General features: G+C 60.6%; 19 protein-coding genes and 1 pseudogene. 9 read left to right on the top strand and 11 right to left on the bottom strand.

Annotated features, from left to right (window positions below):
• Positions 1-130 precede the first annotated feature (130 nt).
• The gene (locus K728_RS0103870; protein ID WP_024475914.1) at positions 131-1,441 is read left to right on the top strand and encodes an ISL3 family transposase; all 1,311 of its coding nucleotides are present in this window, start codon (positions 131-133) and stop codon (positions 1,439-1,441) included.
• Here the strand turns inward: K728_RS0103870 and K728_RS23035 are convergent.
• Positions 1,410-1,628 (bottom strand): DUF305 domain-containing protein, encoded by a 219-nt coding sequence (locus tag K728_RS23035; RefSeq protein WP_084442809.1) that lies wholly within the window; start codon positions 1,626-1,628, stop codon positions 1,410-1,412. The genes K728_RS0103870 and K728_RS23035 overlap by 32 nt on opposite strands.
• Before the next feature lie 31 nt (positions 1,629-1,659).
• On the opposite strand from K728_RS23035, the gene istA reads away from it, so the two are divergent.
• Both istA and istB read left to right on the top strand, forming a co-directional pair.
• Positions 1,660-2,916: an IS21 family transposase gene (gene istA / locus K728_RS0103865; RefSeq protein ID WP_024475913.1), complete on the top strand. Its 1,257-nt coding sequence runs from the start codon at positions 1,660-1,662 to the stop codon at positions 2,914-2,916.
• Positions 2,913-3,671, top strand: coding sequence for an IS21-like element helper ATPase IstB (gene istB / locus K728_RS0103860; protein WP_024475912.1), 759 nt, complete (start codon positions 2,913-2,915; stop codon positions 3,669-3,671). The genes istA and istB overlap by 4 nt, the downstream gene beginning before the upstream one ends.
• A 59-nt stretch (positions 3,672-3,730) precedes the next feature.
• Here the strand turns inward: istB and K728_RS21445 are convergent, their stop codons facing one another.
• On the bottom strand, positions 3,731-3,826 hold the full coding sequence (locus tag K728_RS21445) for a DUF305 domain-containing protein (protein ID WP_443110917.1): 96 nt from the start codon (positions 3,824-3,826) through the stop codon (positions 3,731-3,733).
• A gap of 135 nt (positions 3,827-3,961) precedes the next feature.
• Positions 3,962-4,381, bottom strand: coding sequence for a Fur family transcriptional regulator (locus K728_RS0103855; protein WP_024475911.1), 420 nt, complete (start codon positions 4,379-4,381; stop codon positions 3,962-3,964).
• Positions 4,382-4,445: 64 nt separating this feature from the next.
• Between K728_RS0103855 and K728_RS0103850 the strand changes: the two genes are divergently transcribed.
• From K728_RS0103850 to K728_RS0103840, 3 genes are read left to right on the top strand one after another with little or no spacing between them, the layout of a single operon-like run.
• The gene (locus K728_RS0103850; RefSeq protein WP_024475910.1) at positions 4,446-5,471 is read left to right on the top strand and encodes a metal ABC transporter substrate-binding protein; all 1,026 of its coding nucleotides are present in this window, start codon (positions 4,446-4,448) and stop codon (positions 5,469-5,471) included.
• Between the two features lie 3 nt (positions 5,472-5,474).
• Complete coding sequence (locus tag K728_RS0103845; RefSeq protein WP_024475909.1) at positions 5,475-6,203, top strand: metal ABC transporter ATP-binding protein; 729 nt, start codon at positions 5,475-5,477, stop codon at positions 6,201-6,203.
• Positions 6,204-6,207: 4 nt separating this feature from the next.
• Positions 6,208-7,020, top strand: coding sequence for a metal ABC transporter permease (locus tag K728_RS0103840; protein WP_024475908.1), 813 nt, complete (start codon positions 6,208-6,210; stop codon positions 7,018-7,020).
• 81 nt (positions 7,021-7,101) lie between these two features.
• On the opposite strand, the pseudogene K728_RS20850 reads toward K728_RS0103840, so the two are convergent.
• A pseudogene (locus K728_RS20850) lies at positions 7,102-7,203 on the bottom strand (CsbD family protein); the annotation flags it as partial.
• Between the two features lie 229 nt (positions 7,204-7,432).
• On the opposite strand from K728_RS20850, the gene K728_RS0103830 reads away from it, so the two are divergent.
• Both K728_RS0103830 and ykgO read left to right on the top strand, forming a co-directional pair.
• On the top strand, positions 7,433-8,410 hold the full coding sequence (locus K728_RS0103830) for a GTP-binding protein (RefSeq protein ID WP_237715324.1): 978 nt from the start codon (positions 7,433-7,435) through the stop codon (positions 8,408-8,410).
• 21 nt (positions 8,411-8,431) lie between these two features.
• Positions 8,432-8,554: a type B 50S ribosomal protein L36 gene (ykgO, locus tag K728_RS20425; protein ID WP_083850955.1), complete on the top strand. Its 123-nt coding sequence runs from the start codon at positions 8,432-8,434 to the stop codon at positions 8,552-8,554.
• Positions 8,555-9,184: 630 nt separating this feature from the next.
• Here ykgO and K728_RS0103825 read toward each other — a convergent pair.
• The 7 genes from K728_RS0103825 to K728_RS22320 all read right to left on the bottom strand — a co-directional run bounded on the left by K728_RS0103825 (position 9,185) and on the right by K728_RS22320 (position 16,036).
• Positions 9,185-9,484: a hypothetical protein gene (locus K728_RS0103825; protein WP_024475907.1), complete on the bottom strand. Its 300-nt coding sequence runs from the start codon at positions 9,482-9,484 to the stop codon at positions 9,185-9,187.
• Between the two features lie 47 nt (positions 9,485-9,531).
• Positions 9,532-9,831: an ArsR/SmtB family transcription factor gene (locus K728_RS0103820; protein WP_019483761.1), complete on the bottom strand. Its 300-nt coding sequence runs from the start codon at positions 9,829-9,831 to the stop codon at positions 9,532-9,534.
• Positions 9,832-9,905: 74 nt separating this feature from the next.
• Complete coding sequence (locus K728_RS0103815; protein ID WP_019483760.1) at positions 9,906-11,675, bottom strand: ABC transporter permease subunit; 1,770 nt, start codon at positions 11,673-11,675, stop codon at positions 9,906-9,908.
• Positions 11,675-13,198 (bottom strand): ABC transporter substrate-binding protein, encoded by a 1,524-nt coding sequence (locus tag K728_RS0103810; protein WP_024475906.1) that lies wholly within the window; start codon positions 13,196-13,198, stop codon positions 11,675-11,677. The genes K728_RS0103815 and K728_RS0103810 overlap by 1 nt, the downstream gene beginning before the upstream one ends.
• Positions 13,195-14,418 carry an MFS transporter gene (locus tag K728_RS0103805; protein ID WP_443110916.1) on the bottom strand — a complete coding sequence of 408 codons (1,224 nt, stop codon included), beginning with the start codon at positions 14,416-14,418 and terminating at the stop codon, positions 13,195-13,197. Before K728_RS0103805 ends, K728_RS0103810 begins: the two co-directional genes overlap by 4 nt.
• A gap of 23 nt (positions 14,419-14,441) precedes the next feature.
• Entirely contained in the window at positions 14,442-15,233 is a 792-nt protein-coding gene (locus K728_RS0103800; protein WP_024475904.1) for an ABC transporter ATP-binding protein, read from the bottom strand.
• A complete protein-coding gene (locus tag K728_RS22320; RefSeq protein WP_050995005.1) occupies positions 15,230-16,036 on the bottom strand; it encodes an ATP-binding cassette domain-containing protein in 807 nt (268 codons plus the stop codon). The genes K728_RS0103800 and K728_RS22320 overlap by 4 nt, the downstream gene beginning before the upstream one ends.
• A gap of 1,499 nt (positions 16,037-17,535) precedes the next feature.
• Here K728_RS22320 and K728_RS0103780 point away from each other — a divergent pair.
• A protein-coding gene (locus tag K728_RS0103780; protein WP_116779319.1) for an IS3 family transposase occupies positions 17,536-18,683 on the top strand; the annotation gives its coding sequence in 2 pieces (ribosomal slippage) (positions 17,536-17,800 and positions 17,800-18,683; 1,149 coding nt in all).
• The last annotated feature ends 29 nt before the right edge of the window (positions 18,684-18,712 follow it).

The raw sequence follows: 18,712 nt of genomic DNA, 5'->3' as shown, positions 1-18,712 counted from the left end.
GGCTCTTCGTAAACGAGAGTGTGGGTGGGGTGTAGCCGGGGTGATCGGTGTGGGCGCGTCGAAGGCGGGATAGAGGTCGAGGCCTTCCGATGATGGAAGTTCCTACGCTGCCCATCCGAAAGACCTCGACGTGCTCAACGCTACCTTTCATGCCCCTGATCTGACGACGTTCTGCCGGCTCGACGAACTCGGCTTGGAAGCCGTCGGCCAGCAGCTGTGCCCGGGTCGGGCGGTGATCGAATGCCGTGTCGTTCAGGCAAATCCGTGGTGCCGAGGCTGCGGCTCTGCGGGTGTGCTCCGTGACACGGTGACGCGCCGGTTGGCGCATGAGCCGTTCGGTCACCGGCCGACTACGTTGCTGGTGCGGATACGCCGTTACCGGTGCACCGAGTGCGGTCGCACCTGGCGACAGGACACGGACGCAGCAGCTGAGCCCCGGGCGAAGATCTCGCGTCGCGGACTCAGGTGGGCGCTCGAGGCGGTCGTGGTCGATCACCTCACCGTGTCCCGGGTCGCTGCCGGTCTGGGAGTGTCCTGGCATACCGCCAACAGCGCCGTCCTTGCGGAGGGCAAGCGGCGGCTGATCGATAACCCGCAGCGGTTCGACGGGGTGACCGCGATCGGCGTCGACGAACACGTCTGGCGGCACACCCGACGTGGCGACAAGTTCGTCACGGTGATCATTGATCTGACTCCGATCCGCGAGAAGACGGGCCCGGCACGGCTGCTGGACATGGTCGAAGGCCGCTCCAAACAGGTCTTCAAGACCTGGCTCGCAGACCGCCCGCAGGCATGGCGGGACGGGGTGGAAGTGGTGGCGATGGATGGGTTCACCGGCTTCAAGACCGCGACCACGGAGGAGCTCCCGGACGCGGTGCCGGTCATGGATCCGTTTCATGTTGTTCGGCTTGCCAGCGACGGGTTGGACCGGTGCCGGCAACGTGTTCAGCAGGCGACGCTCGGGCATCGGGGTCGTGCCGGTGACCCGCTCTACCGGGCCCGACGGACCCTGCATACCGGCGCGGATTTGCTCACCGACAAACAGAACGCACGCTTGGAGGCCGTCTTCGCGTCCGAGGAACACCTCGAGGTCGAAGCTACTTGGGGCATCTATCAGCGGATCGTCGCCGCATACAGGGAACCGAATAAGACACAAGGGAAACAGATGATGCAGGCAGTGATCAACTCCGTCACCAGCGGCGTTCCCGCAGCCCTGGTCGAGATCCGCCGAATCGGCCGGACCCTGAAACAACGCGCCGCCGACGTACTCGCGTTCTTCGACCGACCCGGCACCAGCAACGGCCCCACGGAGGCCATCAATGGGCGGCTCGAACACCTCCGCGGCTCAGCCCTCGGATTCCGGAACATCACCAACTACATCGCTCGATCACTCCTGGAATCAGGCGGCTTCAGACCCTACCTACACTCCCAATTACGATGAGCCCCATTTCGCCCGTTCTTTCCATCCAGGCCATCGGTTCCAGGGGTGAGGACTGTGGAAGGTTCCAGTTCTGCAACCAGGTGTACATGTGACCTATTTGGGCTTGCTGGGCTGTGGCCATGTCGTAGGCAATTGACTTGACCTCCGGGTTGTTAACGCCGGCCGAAAGTAGGGCCAGGAACGCCAAATGAAAATAGGGCCACCGACCATGATGGAAGGTGATCAATTTGGATGATTGGGCGAAGATACGCCACCTGTTTTCGACGGGTCAGCACTCGAAGCGTGAGATCGGCAGGATCGTGGGGGTTTCCCGCGGAACAGTGGATCGGGCGTTGGCATCGGATCGGGTGCCGAAGTATCAGCGGGCGTCTGGGGCATCGAGTTTCGACGCGTTCGCTCCGAGTGTGCGCGAGTTGTTGGTGAAAACCCCGACAATGCCTGCAGCGACACTGGCGGAGCGGGTGGGCTGGTCTGGATCGGCGTCACTGTTCCGGGCGAAGGTCGCCGTGATCCGGCCCGAGTACGCGCCGCCGGACCCGGTGGACCGGCTGGTCCACGTGCCGGGCTTCCAGATCCAATGCGATTTGTGGTTCCCGCATGAGCCGTTGCCCGTAGGCGAGGGCCAACACGATACGCCGCCGGTGCTGGTGATGACGTCGGCGTTCTCGGGATTCATCCAGGCCCGGATGCTGCCCTCCCGCACGACCCCTGATCTACTGGGTGGAATGTGGGCCCTGATCCAGGACGCGCAAGCGGTCCCGGCGCGCCTGTTGTGGGACAACGAATCCGGTATCGGCCGTCGCCAGCCCACGGAGCCAGTGGCCGCGTTCGCCGGATCGCTGGGTTTGGAAGTTCGATTACTTCCACCGCGGGATCCGGAGTCCAAGGGCATGGTGGAGCGGATGAACAGGTTCTTCCGGCAACGCTTCATGCCGGGCCGGAACTTCGCCTCACCAGCGGATTTCAACAACCAGTTAGATGAGTGGTTACCGACGGCTAATCACCGGTATTCACGTTCCCGCCACGGACGCCCCGATGAGCTGATCATCCTGGACCGCCAGAAGATGCGCCCGTTACCGCCGGTGACCCCGGGCACGGTGTTCGCCAATACGGTCCGCCTGCCACGGGATTATGACGTACGGGTGTTCTCCAACGACTACTCCGTTGATCCCTCGTTCATCGGGCGGATCGTTGATGTCACCGCCGATCTGGACACGGTCACGGTCACCCACGACGGCGTCACTATCGCTTCGCATGCCCGGGTGTGGGCCCGGCACCTGGTGATCACCGACCCAGCCCACGTGGCCCGGGCGGCGGTGATGCGCCGGGACTTCCACGCCCAACGAGCCCACCGACCCGACATGGTGGAAGCAAGGGTGGTGGAGTCCGTGCAGGTCCGCGATCTCGGCGTCTATGACGAGATCTTCGGCACCACCCACGACCAGCAGCCAGCACTGGCAGAGGTGGCCTCATGACCGGCACGCCAGCCCAGATCGAGTACTACGCCCGGGCGTTGCGCGCCCCACGGATCAGCGACGGGTTCCGCCGACTCGGGGACCAAGCCAGGGACGCAGGATGGTCTCACGAGGAATACCTCGCCGCGGTCCTCTCCCGTGAAGTCTCCGAACGCGAAGCGTCCGGGGCGGCGACCCGGATCAAAGCCGCGAGGTTCCCCGCGCATAAAAGCCTCGAGGAGTTCAACTTCGATCACCAGCCCTCCGCGGACCGGAACCTGATCGCGCACCTGGGCACCGGGGTGTTCCTCTCCGAGGCTAAGAACGTGGTCCTGCTCGGCCCGCCGGGGACCGGGAAAACCCACCTCGCAGTCGGTATCGGGATCAAAGCAGCCAAAGCAGGGCATCGGGTTCTCTTCGATTCCGCGACGGGCTGGGTCGCCCGGCTCCAGGAAGCTCATTCCCGCGGGAAACTACCCCAGGAACTGGCCAGGCTACGCCGCTACAGCCTCCTGATCATCGACGAGGTAGGTTACATCCCGTTCGATCAGGACGCAGCGAACCTGTTCTTCCAACTCGTTTCCAGCCGCTACGAACACGCCTCCCTGATTCTGACCTCGAACCTGCCCTTCGCCCGCTGGGGTGATGTTTTCGGGGACCTGACCATCGCCTCAGCCATGATCGACCGGATCGTTCACCACGCCGACGTCATCAGCCTCAAAGGCAACAGCTACCGGCTCACGAAACACCAGCCAACAACCAGTACGGCACAATAGAACGAACAACCAGTGGCCCTGTTTTCAATTGGCACTAATGGCCCTGTTTTGGGTTGGCGTTAACACGGGTCAATCGAGCGATCCCAAGCGATCATGGACATTTCCACCGCCTGGGTGTGGTGTACCTGCATATCTCTGGAGAAACCGGCGTCCACGCCAGCCCCGTCGGGTGTTTGCGTGGTCCGGCCTTCCGTTAGGCCGCTCCCGTCTCGAAACTGCCGCGGACATTGCACACAGCGTGTTTCCCGCTCGAGGTCAGGCTCGAGACCGGGCGAATGATGTGCTCGTGTCTACCCGAACTTGGCGCATTCCTGACAGGTACCGAATATCTCTAAGGTGTGGTGTGGCTCGGTGAATCCGTGCTGGTTTGCGGTTCTCTCTACCCACTTCTCGAGTGCTTCATCAGCAATCTCGGTCGCCTGTCCGCATTGGCGGCAAACGAGGTGGTGGTGGTGACCCAGAGTGCATCGGCGGTACAGTGCCTCACCGCACGAGGGGTGCAGAACGTCCACTTCGTTCGCTGCTGAGAGGGCCTGAAGTGCCCGGTACACCGTGGATAGGGCCATAGGATGACCGGCGTCGCTGGCCAACTTCTGTAAGTCGCGGGCGCTGTGGAACGTACTGGCGTTGGTGAGGGCATCGATGATGGCCGAACGTCGCCGCGTCGCCCTCGACCCGGCTAAAGGCAGACGCTCAGCTTCCGGTGCCATTGATAATCAATATCATTAAGATTAGTTCTGATCATAAACCCAACCTGTAGGAGATGAATCCGCTATGCGCCGTCTTATCCCAAGTTTCGCCGTTCTGACCTTGGCCATTGCCGGTTGCGGGGTAGGAGAAGATGCAGGCACTGCCGGGGAAAGCAGTGAAGGGCAGCTGAGAGCTGTAGCGGCCGTGTACCCGCTGGCGTGGATGGCCGAGGAGATCGCACCTGACGTGGAGATTGAGTTCCTCGGTTCAGGCAGTGCTGAGGCACACGAACTCGAACTCACCCCCGGTCAGCGTGAAGCCCTGGAAACATCGGATGTCGTGCTGTACATGGGTGATATTGGGTACCAGTCCCAGGTTGAAGACGCAGCCGGCGCGGCCGGGGGAGAGATTGTCGACGTCAGTGAAGTCGCTGGCGAAGACCGGATGTTAGCGGCTTCGGAGGACGCCCACGCGCACGCCGAAGAAGAAGGCGGGCACTCTGAAGAGGAGGAAGAACACGCCGAGGGCGAGGAAGAGCACGCTGAAGAAGGTGGACACGCTGAGGAAGAAAGCACCGAGGGTGCACTGGATCCACACGTGTGGTTCGATGCCTCGATCATGGCCGAAGTTGCCCTCCGCACGGGTGAGGCATTCGCCGCCGCCGACCCGGACAATGCCGAGACCTACACAGGAAACGCTGAGCGGGTCAGTGAAGAGCTCATGGCATCACACGGAGAAATCGAGCAACTGCTGAGCCAGGCTTGCCAGTTTGAGGAAGCCATCGTCAGCCACGCCGCGTACGGCTACCTGCTCGAGCCCTTCGGGTACACCCAGCACGCGGTGGTCGGTGTCACCTCGGGTGAGGCGGGCGCTTCCGGCGGTGAGCTCGCTGAAATCGTCGCTGAGATCGAGGAAGAAGGGTTCGAGTACGTGCTCGCTGAGCCCGTCGAGGGCCGCGCTGACGCTGAAGCCGTCGTAGGGGAAACCGGAACGGAAATGCTCGACATCTTCCCCCTCGACGTTGTCAGCGAAGAGCAAATGGAACAGGGGTACCCGGCACTGCTCCAGGAGCAGGCCGAAGCCTTCTCCACCGCACTGAACTGCACCTAATCCGTGCCCGATCACGCACAAACGGCTGTTCTTGAGTTCGACCGCGTCAGCTACGGCTACGGCCGCGTACCCGTCCTGACAGACGTTTCGCTGCGCCTTGAAGCCGGAGCCTTCACCGCGGTTGTCGGCCCCAACGGGGCCGGCAAAACCACGTTGGTGCGGCTCGCTTTAGGGCTGGTTCGCCCCACGGATGGATCCATCCGGTTATTCGGCACTGACACTGCACGTTTCCGCCAATGGTCATGGGTCGGATATGTACCGCAGCGGGCCGAGACCTCCTCAGTGCTGCCTATCAGCGTCAACGAAGTAGTGCGCAGCGGGCTCGCTGGCAGGTTACGACCCCTGCAGCGCATTTCCGCAGTTCAACATGAACGCATCGAGCACGTCCTTGACGTGATGGGTCTGCAAGCAGTGCGCCGGCACCGGATCACTGAGCTTTCCGGTGGACAGCAACAGCGGGCGCTGGTTGCCCGCGCCCTTGTCACCACCCCCCGCTTGCTGTTCCTGGATGAACCCACCACCGGGGTGGACACGGAAGCAAAGGCTGCCTTACGGGCTTCTTTGGAGCACTTGGTGCACGTCGAGGGGATCGCCGTGGTCTACATCAGCCACGACCCGGCAGGCTTTACCGGATTAGCGCATCGCGTTCTGGAAGTCCGGGACGGCAACGTTCTACCCTTACCCGATGTAACGACGTCGGTAACCGCTCCGACAGTCCGAACGGACGGTTAAGGGAATGCTGGAACTGGAGTTCATGCAGCGCGCCCTGATTGCCTGCACCGTCATCGGGGCAGCTGCCCCGCTCGTCGGAGGATTCATCGTCCAGAGACGTCAATCCCTCATCGGCGACGGCATGGGCCACATGGCCTTCGCCGGAGTCGGGCTGGCCCTGCTCACCGGGCTACACCCGATCATCGGGGCGCTCGGGCTGACCGTCCTGGCTGCAGTGGCGTTAGTGCGCATGTCCAGCCGACGCGGCGGCGCGGACCTGTCCCTAGCCCTGCTCTTCTACGGAGGGATCTCTGCCGGTTTCCTATTCGCGGCCCGCGCCGGCGGTGGGCAAACCGCAGTGGTCGGGCTCCTCTTCGGGAGTCCCTTGAACCTGCAATGGTGGGAAGTCGCAGCGATCACCGTACTCGCCGGTCTCGTCCTGTTAATCACAGCCGTGGTGTACAGGCAATTGGTTGCCGTGGCTTTTGACGAAGCCTCAGCCAGAGTAGCCGGAATACCGACACAAGCCCTGACTCTCATCCTGACGCTAATGGTGGCGCTCATCGTCGTCGCTGGAATGACCACCATCGGGCTGCTGCTGATTTCAGCGATGATGGTCGTCCCCGTGGCCGCCGCCGCGCAAATCGCGACCAGCTACCGGGCGACACTAGCTATTGGCTCCGGCATCGGTGCACTCAGCGCGATCCTCGGTCTCGCAGCTTCTTACTACGGTGACTTCGCGCCGGGAGCAGCCATCGTGGTAATCGCCATCTTCTGCTACCTGATTGCCGCCTCATTCGCGACAGTGGCCAGCTGGCATAACCGACGCCGCCATTAGGTAGAGAAGGACAAGTTCGAACAAACGAGAACGGGAGGGCACGAAGACCCGTCGTGTCCACCGCTCTGATGATGCGTCGGCTTACTTGAAGGCGTCCTGGATGTTCTCGCCAGCGTTCTTCAGGTCAGCTTTCGACTGGTCTTTCTGGCCTTCAGCTTTCAGGCTCTCGTTACCGGTCGCCTCGTTCCTTACCTTCATATGGTTCACCAGCGGGTTGCCGGATACATTCTGAGCCTAACCCCGAGGTTGGGATGACGTAATAGCCCGTTATTGGCGTTGCAGATCGAAGACCCCGATTGGTATTTGAGAATGGTTCTCATATAATGGGGTGATGCATCTTATTATTCTCACGTCCCTTGACGTGCTGAGCCGGAATACTGCCGCTTCGTTGTTGGCGGATAGGTTTCCGCGTGTGCCGGTAGTTTTGCATGATTTGTTGGACGGTGGTGTGGTGATGCGCCGGGTTCATGCCGACGATCGACTTATCGAGCGTGAGTCGACGGTTTTGGAGCATGGTTGCCTGAGTTGCACTGTCCGGTTTGATCTCGCGCCGGCTCTCTTGCGGTTAGCGGCCGCGGGGGAGGCCCGGGCGATTGTTGGGCTTCCGCCGGGCACAACAGCCGAAAACGCTATCGATGGTTTACGTGCCGTTGCCCCAGGAGCGTTCACCGTGGACACGGTGGCTCTGGCTGCGCGGCCGGAGGATGTAGAGGACCAGTTGTGGGACCACCACACTTTATTCGGGTCTGGTTATACGGCAGTGCCGGAGGATTCACGAACTCCGGGCGAATTCCTTGTGGGAGAGCTGCTTTTCGCGGATACGATCCTCACCACCAGCAGCGACCTGTTGCCCGACGACGCAGCCTTATCGGCTCGTGGACTGCATCTTCTCCACGAGCTCGCACCGCATGCCCACATAGTGCCCAGCGCTGGGCTGGACGTCGCGAAACTGGGTTCACACAGTACCGAACAAGCACGAAACCGGAATCTGCCCGGGGTGGTCATCACACCGACTTCGTCATCTGAGCCGTTCCGCACTGTCGAGCATCGAGTCAGCCGCCCGCTGCATCCAGGGCGGTTCCAAACTGCTCTGGGCGCTATCTCTGTGGGGTGTTGCTTTGTCCGCGGCAGCGTCTGGATCGCTGGAATGTTGGACTCACGTGTAGCTGTGCACGGGGTCGGCCCGCGCGTCTCTGTGGAGGACAGGGGGCCGTGGGGTGCGTATCTCTTGCAAGGGGAGGGATGCCGTGGCACTCATTTGGCTCTCACTGGTGATGATCTCGACGACGATGACATTGCTGGTCTACTCGATGCCTGCGCCCTCACCGATGAGGAATTGCAGTCCGCGCGCATCGGCTTCCCTGTCCCGTTTCCCTCAGAACAGCACTAAGAACACCTATCAAGGAGCATCATGAAAGTACGTAACTCATTGCGGTCCCTGAAGAAGATTCCCGGCGCCCAGGTGGTGCGTCGTCGAGGAAAGACCTTCGTCATCAACAAGAAAAACCCTCGAATGAAAGCCCGTCAAGGGTAAGGGCGGTCACGATGAGGCGAAAAGCACGCAATCAGTCCAATCCAGGTCCAGTGCTTATGTCGAGCCTCACATCGGGTGAAGACCAAGGCGATGAAGCAGTGAATGGGTCTGCTGGTGTTGTTGTTGCTATGTGCTCCGGTCACCGGTGTGCTGCGCTGACCCGGTCCCGGGGGGATGGTGGGTTGTCAGGCGCGGTGTCGCGGTCCCCGGGTGGGGTTCTGATCTCAGCGCCGTGCTTGCAGCAGTGCGCTCAAGGCGCTGTAGCCGCTGTTGCAATCCGCAAAGGAAAAACAGGGGTTACCGGCCGATCCGCCTGGCTGGGTGGCCTCGATGGTGAAGGACGCCTACAGGACCTTGGCCGCTGGGTCGAGCACTGGCGCCCCGACACGAAGGAAACGAACACGCTGCCCGCGAACCTTCACGACGCTCTCATCGGGTTGGGGCCGCCCATCAACCTGACACCCACAAAGGCATAGCTGACCCGAACTGGTTATTCACCGGACTAACCGGTAATCCCACCGGAGCGCCTCACTGCGCAACCCTCGCCGTAGCCTCTGTCGTTCTGCTTAAGATAGTCAGCATCGACTCCACTGTGGTGGATCGATGCTGACTAAAAGTGAACGTGAAGACCTAGTGTTCGTCGTAGTGGTCCTCGTGTTCGGCGTGGCGGTGTCCGTCGTGGAGGTAGTCGGTGTGGTCGCCGTGCTGCACGGTTTCGTGTGAGCAATCTGTCGAGCCGTGGGTGTGGTCGCTGAGAGTGTGCTCAGCTGGCTCGTCGTGTTCGTCGTAGTGGCCGTCGTGTTCGGCGTGGCGGTGTCCGTCGTGGAGGTAGTCGGTGTGGTCGCCGTGCTGCACGGTTTCGTGTGAGCAATCCGCGGAGCCGTGGGTGTGGTCGGCGAGGGTGTGCTCAGCTTTAATTTCGGTTGACATGGTGGGTTCTCCTTCATGGGTGCCTGCGACGCGGTGAGCGTTGCGGGCTAGTTCTTTGATGGGGATTCGCCGGTATGGGCGATGGCGTCACTGATGACGTGGGCTACGTGCTCATCGGTCAGGGCGTAGGTAGCGTCGCGGCCCGATCTGGTCACGGTCACCAGATTCATGCTCCGCAGCAAACGCAGATGCTGCGATACCAGAGGTTGAGACAACCCAGTGGCCTGAACCAGGGAGCCCACGGAGCCTTCCGAAGCAGCCAAAGACGTCAGGATCCGAAGACGCGACGTGGCTCCCAATGCTTTGAAAAGCTCTGCGACTTTTTCAAGCTGTTCATCCTCGGGCATGGCTACATATAAGCACATATGCATGATTTTATGTAATGCTGGTTTGGGAGTTAGTCGTTACGGCTTAATTGGCGTCAGGGGGCTTGGATGGTTTCGCTCTGGGCTCGTCGTCGATGGAGGTGCGGGGGAAGAGTGAGGCCTGAGGCCGAGACCGCGAGGACTGATGCGAGGATCAGCGCCAATGAAGGTGCGAGAACTGTCCACGGTGCGCGTTCGACGTAGGCCATGCCTTCGGCCAGGACTAGTCCCCAGTCCGGGCTGGGCGGGTTCGCGCCAAGTCCGAGGAAGCCTAGGGCTGCCAGTGCGAGGGCAACACCTGGTAGCCGGAGCATGGCGTGTTGGATGAGGGGGCCGATGATGTGCGGGAGGATGTGCCGAACGAACGTTCTGGTGCGGCCTACGCCGAGGATGGGGAGCACTGAGACGAAGGGCAAGGTTCGTGCTTGAAGCGTCAACGCTGAGGTGTGTGCTGCTAATGGGGCCCAGCTCACCAGTGCTACGGCCAGGGCTGCGCCTCCGAGGGACGCTCCGGAGATGGCCGCAACAATGATCCCTGCGATGACGGGTGGCTCGGCATTCGCGATTTCCAGTGGTCCGGTTCCGAGGCGGGGAAGGGACCCGATCAGTAGTCCGACGATGAGGGATATCAGCACGACGATTAGAGCGGTGCCGATCGTAGAGAGAGTGCCGTGGCCCACCCGGGCTAGTAGATCTCGGCCGCTGGCGTCTGCGCCGAAAGGGAGTAGCCAGCTTGGTGGTGCGAGGCGTGGATGTACTGCGGCGAAGGGATCGCGTAAGACCCCGGCGGCGGTGATCATTGTCAGAAGTAAAGCTGCTGTGGAGGGTACGGCGAGATCCCGGCGTCGGAAAACCGGGGGAACAAAGGCGACGGGGACTACTTCCAGTCTCCCGGCTGGTCCGAGGAGTGCACGGCGGACCATTGCGGCTGTGATGCCCGCGGCGATTGCCAGGAGCAGGAGGGCAAGTACGCCCGCTTGGAGTGTGGGGATGTCCTGTGCTGTGGCGGCGCCCAGAGTTGAGCGTCCAATTCCGGGAATCGCGAAGACCCTTTCGACGGCTACAGCGCCACCGGTCACCCCGATGACTACTAACGCGGCTTGGCTGGAGATGGTCGGTAAGGCCCGACGGAGCAATCCGACAGCGATTTGGCGTCTGGTGAATCCGGCTGATAGCCATGCCGATACCCATTGTTCCTCACCGGCTGAGCTGATCGCGTCGGCCAGCAACTTCCCCATCAGTCCACCTGAGGGAATCCCCATAGCAAGCGACGGTAAGACCGCGTAGTGCAGGCCGAGCCACCCAGAGGGAGGGAACCAGCCCAACCAGACGGCGCCGATGACGAGAAGAAGAGAGGCCAGGAGGAACTCTGGAAGAGACGTCGCCGTCGTCGCGAGGACACCTGATCCCCGACGGTGCGCTCCCTTCGAGCTTCGCAGAAGCGACGGTAGAGCGAACAAAATCGCGATTACCACTGCAAGAGCGCCCGCGCAGATCATAAGAGTGACAGAAACTCCCAGCGCCGCCAGTGTTCCAGGAAGGACTGGAGAGTTCGAAATCCAGGATTGTCCTAAGTCGCCGGTAAGGACTCCGGAGAACCAATCGATGAACACGGCCACGGGCCCCCGGTCCAGGCCAAGTTCGGCCCGGACCATCGCCAGAGACTCAGGGGTTGCTTCCAGATCCGCGTAGCGGGCTCTTAGCACCGTGTATTCCGGGCTCTGCCCAGATAGCCAAGGCAGCATGCCAATGACGAGGACGACGGCGAAGAGCGCCCCGGTCCTGGATAGACCGACGAGGAGAGCTCCGGTGGGGAATCGTTTCACTATCGGGCGGAGGTTTCCTCGGTGATCAACGCACGCTCACGCGGATCACGGACGGCGCCTTCGACGTTTGCGGCTTCACCCTGGATGACACGTTCGTGCAACATGGGGATAGCGGCGTCGCGGGCAAGAATTTCTGCCTCGGCGGCGATGATGGCGCTTCTGCGTTCTGGTCCTGCTGGAAGTGCAGCAGCTTCTTCGAGGGCTTCGTCGACTGCAGGGTCGCAGAACTGGGAGAGGTTGAAGGACCCTTCGCAGGCGAAGTCGCTATATAGGTAGGCGACAGGGTCACCCGAGTCGAGCACTGTCGCCCGGGAGAGAATGAAAGCATCGAAGGCGCCGTCGACAGCATCGGCTTCGATGTACTGGTACTCGCGGACGTCTTGTTCAACGATGAAGCCGACGGCTTCAAGCTGCTGCTCGAGTTGCACGGCGACCTCAGGAAGTTCCGCACGATCGGTGAAAGTTCCCAGGCTGATGCGAACCCCATCTACCGGAGCAGCCTCGGGTCGCTGGTCGAGGACTGCCTGGTAGTCGTCGTCGCGTTCGTCTACAGCCCATGGCAGGGCTGGGCCGAGAAGCCCTTCGGCGACGTCGGCCCGGCCTTCGTAGACCCCGGAGACGATAGTCGCTCGATCGATGGCTTCCCTAGCGGCGGCGCGCACTGCTGGATCCGCGAATGGCCCGGAATCGTTGTTCAGGTACAGCGTGTTCGTTCGAGGCATCGGTACTTCAAAGACGAGGTCCTCATCGATCTGGGCTACCTGACTGACTGGAATGGCTTCAACAATGTCGGCTGTGCCCGTACGAAGCGCTGCGGCCCGTGCGGTCCCATCAGGGACGAATTGAACATCGATTCCTGATGCTGCGGCGGTTTCACCCCAATAGTTCTCGTTCCGGTCCAAAGTCGCACCCGACGTCCCATCGACGGCGGTGAGCACGAACGGGCCGGTGCCAGCGTTGATCGGGTCGACTGTGTCACCTTCGTAGGCGCTTGCGGCGAGGATCGACAGTTGAGGGCTGGACATGCGCTGGGGGAGGAGGGGGTCAGCAACGGCTGTGGTCACGGTGACCGTTGTGTCGTTGTCGGCGGCCGCTGACATGTCGACGCCATCGAGGATGCGTGGTGTTGGAGACGCTGTAGCGGCCGCGGTGAGCGAGCGGGCTACGTCTTCAGCGGTCAGGGGTGTGCCATCGTGGAAACTGACTCCTTCCCTGATGGTGAACGTCCATTCCATGGGAGAGCTCTGCTCCCATGACGTAGCCAGGGACGCTTGAGCCTCCCCGAGATCGTCTAGAGAGACAAGAGTCTCCGCTGCGGACCACCGAGAGAGCTTAAAGGCATCGTCGCTCAGCGGGGTAAGCCCGGAGCGCGGCGGCTGGAGCATCGCCAAAGATACGCGATCGTCACCATCAGCGGCTGGCACTGACCCGGAAGAGTCCGACGAGAAACATCCGGTGAGGGCGAGACAACTAATCGTTGAGACAGCAAAAAGGGACAACGTGCGGGTACGGCGGGCAATCATGGATGGACTTTCTGATAGTGAAGTGGAAGTAAACGAGGTAGGAAAATTGCAGAGGCGATAGTGAGAGACACCAGAAACATCCACCCGGTGAATCCGCCCAGGGAGTCCCTGAATGCGCCGACGAGGGTATTGCCCAGGAGCACAGATAAGCCACCGAAGCTGGCGAGGAGGCCGTAAAAGGCGCTCAAGGGGCGGTCGCCGGCGAAACCGTGGACCTGCTGCATTCCAGCGGGAACGATGAGCATGTGTCCGAAGCTCAGAAGAACGACCATCATGACCGGGCCAGTAAGCGCCGGAGTTCCCGGCACTGCGTGTATGCCAGTGACCCCAAATACGGCCATTGCGCTGAAACCAAGGCCCAAGCAGATAAAACCCGCACGAAGGGCCACGCCGGGTCCCACCTTGGCGGCCAGAGTTGATGCCGGTAGTTGGAAGACGATAGTCAGTACTGAGGCCAAGACGAACAGCAGAGCCAGCGTCCCCGTTCCCGTACCGCCTTCGTTGAGTTCAAGAGGCAACGCGAAATACAACTGGTTATAAGCAAGGAGGTTGACACTGAAAAACGCACAAAAAGCCAGGAAGCGTCGTTCACGCAGGCACGCCCATGTTTCACGCGGCTCCGCCTTGGCGGCAGGTGTGTCGTCTTCGTCGGCGCTGGTAGGTAGTCCTGCAGGTAAGAGCAGCCACAGCGCAACCCCCACAGCGACAAAAAGGCAGGCAGCGGAGACAGCGACGACGGGGAACCCGAAGGGCAAGAGGGCGATCCCGACCAAGGGGCCCGTCACGGCGCCGACTTCGCCGAACAGCACAAGCCACGCGAAGAGAGTGCGGCGCTGGGGGTTCGCATCTTTCTGGGCCCGGTCGTGTGCGCCCAAGAGCCCTTCGACGGCGGGTGAGAAGAAGGCGCCGCCAATACCAGTTAGGACAGCGCTCAGGAGGAAGGGCCAGAACTCTTCGGAGAGTGCTAGGCCAAGGTATCCCATGGCGCGGATCAGGCAACCGGTGAGAATGCTGCGCCGCGGCCCCCAATGGTCAGCGATGACTCCGCCGAGCAGGAACATTCCTTGCTGGCTGAAGGTTCGAGCCCCGAGCACGACCCCGATCGCAGCGGCACCGAGCCCGAGGTCGTCTGTCATGACAAGGGCCAGAAACGGTACGACGGCGTAAAAACCAACATTGAAGATCAGTTGAGTAGGCAGAAGTAATGACACCGAGGCCATGCTCCTCGGCGGAAGGGTCTCAATCATAAGGAGAGCGCGCCCCAGCCTACTCTGGCATCATTCAGTGCTCGCGTCGCAGGATGCTGCGGGGAGTCCAGAACCTGGTCAGTCGGTCCTTCTTCGACGATCCTGCCGTCAGCCAGTACAGCCGTCCGTGTACAGATTGAGGCAACAGCATCAAGATCATGGGACACCAGCAACAGACCGAGCCCCTGGCTCTTGATCAACATGTGTAAAACATCCAAGACTTGATTACGCAGCGGAAGATCGAGCCCACTCACTGGCTCATCCGCTATCAAGATTGCGGGCTTAACAACCATCGCCCGGGCGATCGCTACACGCTGATTCTGTCCGCCGGACAACTCGGACGGTCGTCGATCAAGAACCGCTCCCGGAAGCTCCACGCGAACAAGCGCGTCGCGAATCAGTTCAGAGTGATTCCCCTCAACCCCGAGGCAGACCAGTGGTTCCCGCAGCAACCGCTCGACCGTCATCCGCGGATCGAGGCTGCTCGCAGGATCCTGAGGAACATACTGCACCTCTCGTCGGAACCATCTCAGCGACTTCAAAGATCCTGGGCGGATCATGCGATCATGCAGAACCACCGAACCTGAGTCCGGCACTTCCATCGCCAAAAGAGTGCGCAACAGCGTCGATTTGCCGGATCCGGAGCTACCTACCAACCCCACACCAGCACCACGAGGGACTGATATAGACACCCCATGAAGAATTTTCTGGGCCACGCCACGTTGGAAGGCTCGGGCAGGCCGGGTGAGCGACAGATGAATGTCGTGTGCTGAAAGGACCGAGATCATGCGGCAGCAATATCCTCGCGGCGCACGGTTCGCTGCGCTGCGTCCATGAGTTTAGCTGTTTCTGGGTGTGTGTTTTTGGTGGCCAAATGGTCGAAGGGACCTTCGTCGACCACGGATCCTCCGCTGATGACGACAGCCCGGGAGCACAACGACGCTGCCGCAGCGACGTCATGAGTGATCAGCAGAACGCCGCAACCTTCATTTACTGCCCGGCGTAGGGCCGAAAGGACGAGTTGCTGGGACACGACGTCCAGCGCCGTCGTCGGTTCATCTGCTATCAGGAACGAGGCTCGGCATGCAAGGGACTGCACAATGCACACCCGCTGCCTTTGCCCACCCGATAGTTCCATCGGGTAAGAACTGAGAACGCGATTCGGATCGGCGAACCCGACCTCTTCCAACATCGAAACGGCAAGGGATCGTGCTGCCGACCGTGTGGAAGCATTTTTTGACCGTAGGATCACCGGGATCAGCTGACGATCAAGCCTCACCAAAGGGTGAAGGGAGGTGAAGGAGTCTTGACGTATGGCCGCAACACCTAGGCGACGCCTGGTATCCAAAGACGTGTCACGCCCGGAAACCGTCAGCCGCCCAGAAGTTCTCACGCTGCCCGGTAGCGAACCGGTTAGAGCTGCGGCAGTCAACGATTTACCGGATCCAGATGCCCCCAACAAGGCCACAGCTTCGCCACCAGCAACAGCCAATGACACGTCAGTAACCAGTGAACGGCCGCCGATCCGCACGGATAATCGGTCGAGGACAAGACTCACCGCACACCCGCCCCCATTACTAACGATTATCATTCTCAACTAAAGAGTAGCGACAATGACAAGGTTCCTCAAACGTAGGACTGTTAGAGCGCAGGAGACTTGACTCGTGCAGCAAGCAAGGTTGATTCGGGCCACATGAAGGGACCGTCAATCGCCTGAACTGTGAGTTGACGTATTAGAACGTTATCGGCGCTTCAAGTCCTTCTTGCGAGGATCGCACCGACGTCCAGGAACGGCTTGGCCTTAGCTGCGTTTTGACCGATGTCTGGAACCTCTTCGAAAGCCCTTCTGTTTGGAGATGGCCGCGCAATAGACCGTAACTGTCAGATCGAAGAGATTTGCAGCTCAACCTAGAGTAGGGTATAATACGACGCTTCGTGTGCTTAGGGCAGGGCTCGTGCAAATGGGTTCGATTCCCTTGATCCTTGCCGCTTTCGCAGTAATTTTTCTCGTTCTCGCTCTCTTCACACTAATAAAGACATTTACAACGTCGACATGGAAAGAGAAGTTCGGAGCACTTGGAAAGGAGCTGATTATGGCAGTTGTAGTAGAGGGGTTTCTAACCTTGATTTCTGACTCGGAAGTGGTTTGGAGCGGCTTGGTCGCCGCCTTGTCCTAAGCACACGGCCTATTCATATTCGAGGGTGGCGCAGGGGTGGATCTACCTCGACCGGAGTTCAGCGGAGAGCGACATCGGTACTTGCGCATCCTCCAGCCACCACTCTGCTTGCTGACATTTCGGCCAAAATGCTTCGCCGACCGCTCGTTCTGTCACGTAAGCGGGGCGTCGAGACGGCCATGACATGTGGTGGTCAAGGTTGAGGGCAGTGTGATCACCCTGGGTCGCGGAGCATGCGGGTTTTTACCGTTTCCTTCGCCGTGGTCCGGCAGTATTTTTCTTCGGAGGTCTCGGTGCCGGTTGAAGGAGTGTTTGTGTCATGGAGCGGGGAGGGCGATTTGTGCTCGCGAACAGCTCAAGTGGAAGGGGCGAGTAATCGTAGTCGTAGTTCGCAAGGATGCCGGGATACGCCACTACCTGCGACATTTGCCATAGAGAGCGAACAATACTGATTCCGATTTGACTGATGGCCAGGTTCGTGGCGGGATCGGAGTTATCTGTCCGCAAGCTCAGCCCCGGAGTCATGCCCTTGTCTCCCCGCTTCTGGAGGACGTAAGTAACCGATTCGGCGTTGATTACAGCAGCTGCTTCATTCCATTGATCCGTCGTCAGAGTTGACGGATCCTGTTCGGCGAGACCCAGGACGACGCTGAGATCGTCTCGTGGAAAAACTGTAGCGCCATGTTTGAGTTGATTGTTGCCTTGGGCTCCGTTGTAGTCATTATCTGAATAGAACTTGGCGAAGAAAGTAAGCCAAGCAGTGAGAAAATCCAGGTGCCGCCGCAGGTCCTGCTCGGAGTCCTCGGATTCTTCATGATGAAGCTCTGGAGGGAATGGTTGGGTCCCCGGGTAGGAGTCCAGTGATTATGTGAGTTTCGCATCCGATAATGGGTGCAGGAGGAAATTCACCGATATGGCACGTAGACATACCCCTGATCAGGTCATCGCGAAGGTCCGGCAGGGCCAGAAGATGCTCAACGATGGACGGCCGATGATTGAGGTCGTGAAGGAACTGCAGGTTACCGAAGCGACCTGGTACCGGTGGCTGAACCAATACGGTTCCGAGCACAACGCCGGCCAGACCAAAGCGGTACGGGAGCTCGAGAAGGAAAACGCCCGGCTGAAGAAGCTGGTTGCGGAGAAGGAACTGACCATCGACATACTCAATGAGGTGGCGCGGGGAAAATTTTGAGCCCGGAACCTCGGCGGCGTGCGGTGCGCATGGCGCAGGAGAAGTTCGGGGCGTCCGAAAGACTCGCCTGCAAGATCCTGGGCCAGAACCGTTCCGCGTTGCGCAAGGGGCGGCCGGTCGCGAGCTTCGAAGACCACCGGCTGCGGGTCGATCTGAGGGCTGTTGCGGGGAAGCATCCGGCGTGGGGGTGGCGGAAGGCGCGCTGGCACCTACTCAGCCAGCCAGCCTGGCATGGGGTGGCCTTGAACGCGAAGCGGGTGCGCCGGCTGTGGCGACTCGAGGGACTTACCTGCAAGCCCAGGGCGCGAAAGAAGCGACGGACTGGGCCAGGGGCTGGTGAGCAGAAGCGGTTGGCTGCCCAGTATCCGATGCATGTGGTCAGCTTTGACTTCCAATCCGATGTGACCTCCTGCGGGCGCCATGTGAGATTCTTCAACGTCATCGATGAATACACCCGTACCGCCCTGGCCATCATCCCGCGGCGGTCTTTCACCGCGACGGATGTGGTCGCGGTGCTCGAGGACATCATCGCCGAAACCGGTGTCGTGCCGACGTATGTCCGCTCGGATAACGGGCCGGAATTTACCGCCGCGGCGCTGATCAGCTGGTGCCAAACCGCGGGGGTGGAGACCGCTTTTATTGACCCGGGGTCGCCGTGGCAGAACGGGTACGCCGAGTCATTCAACGCCCAATTCAGAAGGGAACAACTCACCGGGGAAATCATCGACACCCTGGCCGAAGCAAAGTACCTGGCCGATGAATGGAAACAGATCTACAATCATGAACGGCCCCATGGATCCCTCGATGGAATGACACCGTCGGCTTACTGGGAAAACTGGACCGCAGGAAACCAACTAGCTATCGCATAGCCACTGGACTGCTAACGGGGGCCCAACCA

Origin of the sequence: Arthrobacter sp. CAL618, from assembly GCF_000468215.1 — a bacterium.
Classification (GTDB): Bacteria; Actinomycetota; Actinomycetes; order Actinomycetales; family Micrococcaceae; genus Arthrobacter_D.
Note: the sequence above shows the minus strand (reverse complement) of the source record. Positions and strands in the feature narration are given on the sequence as shown.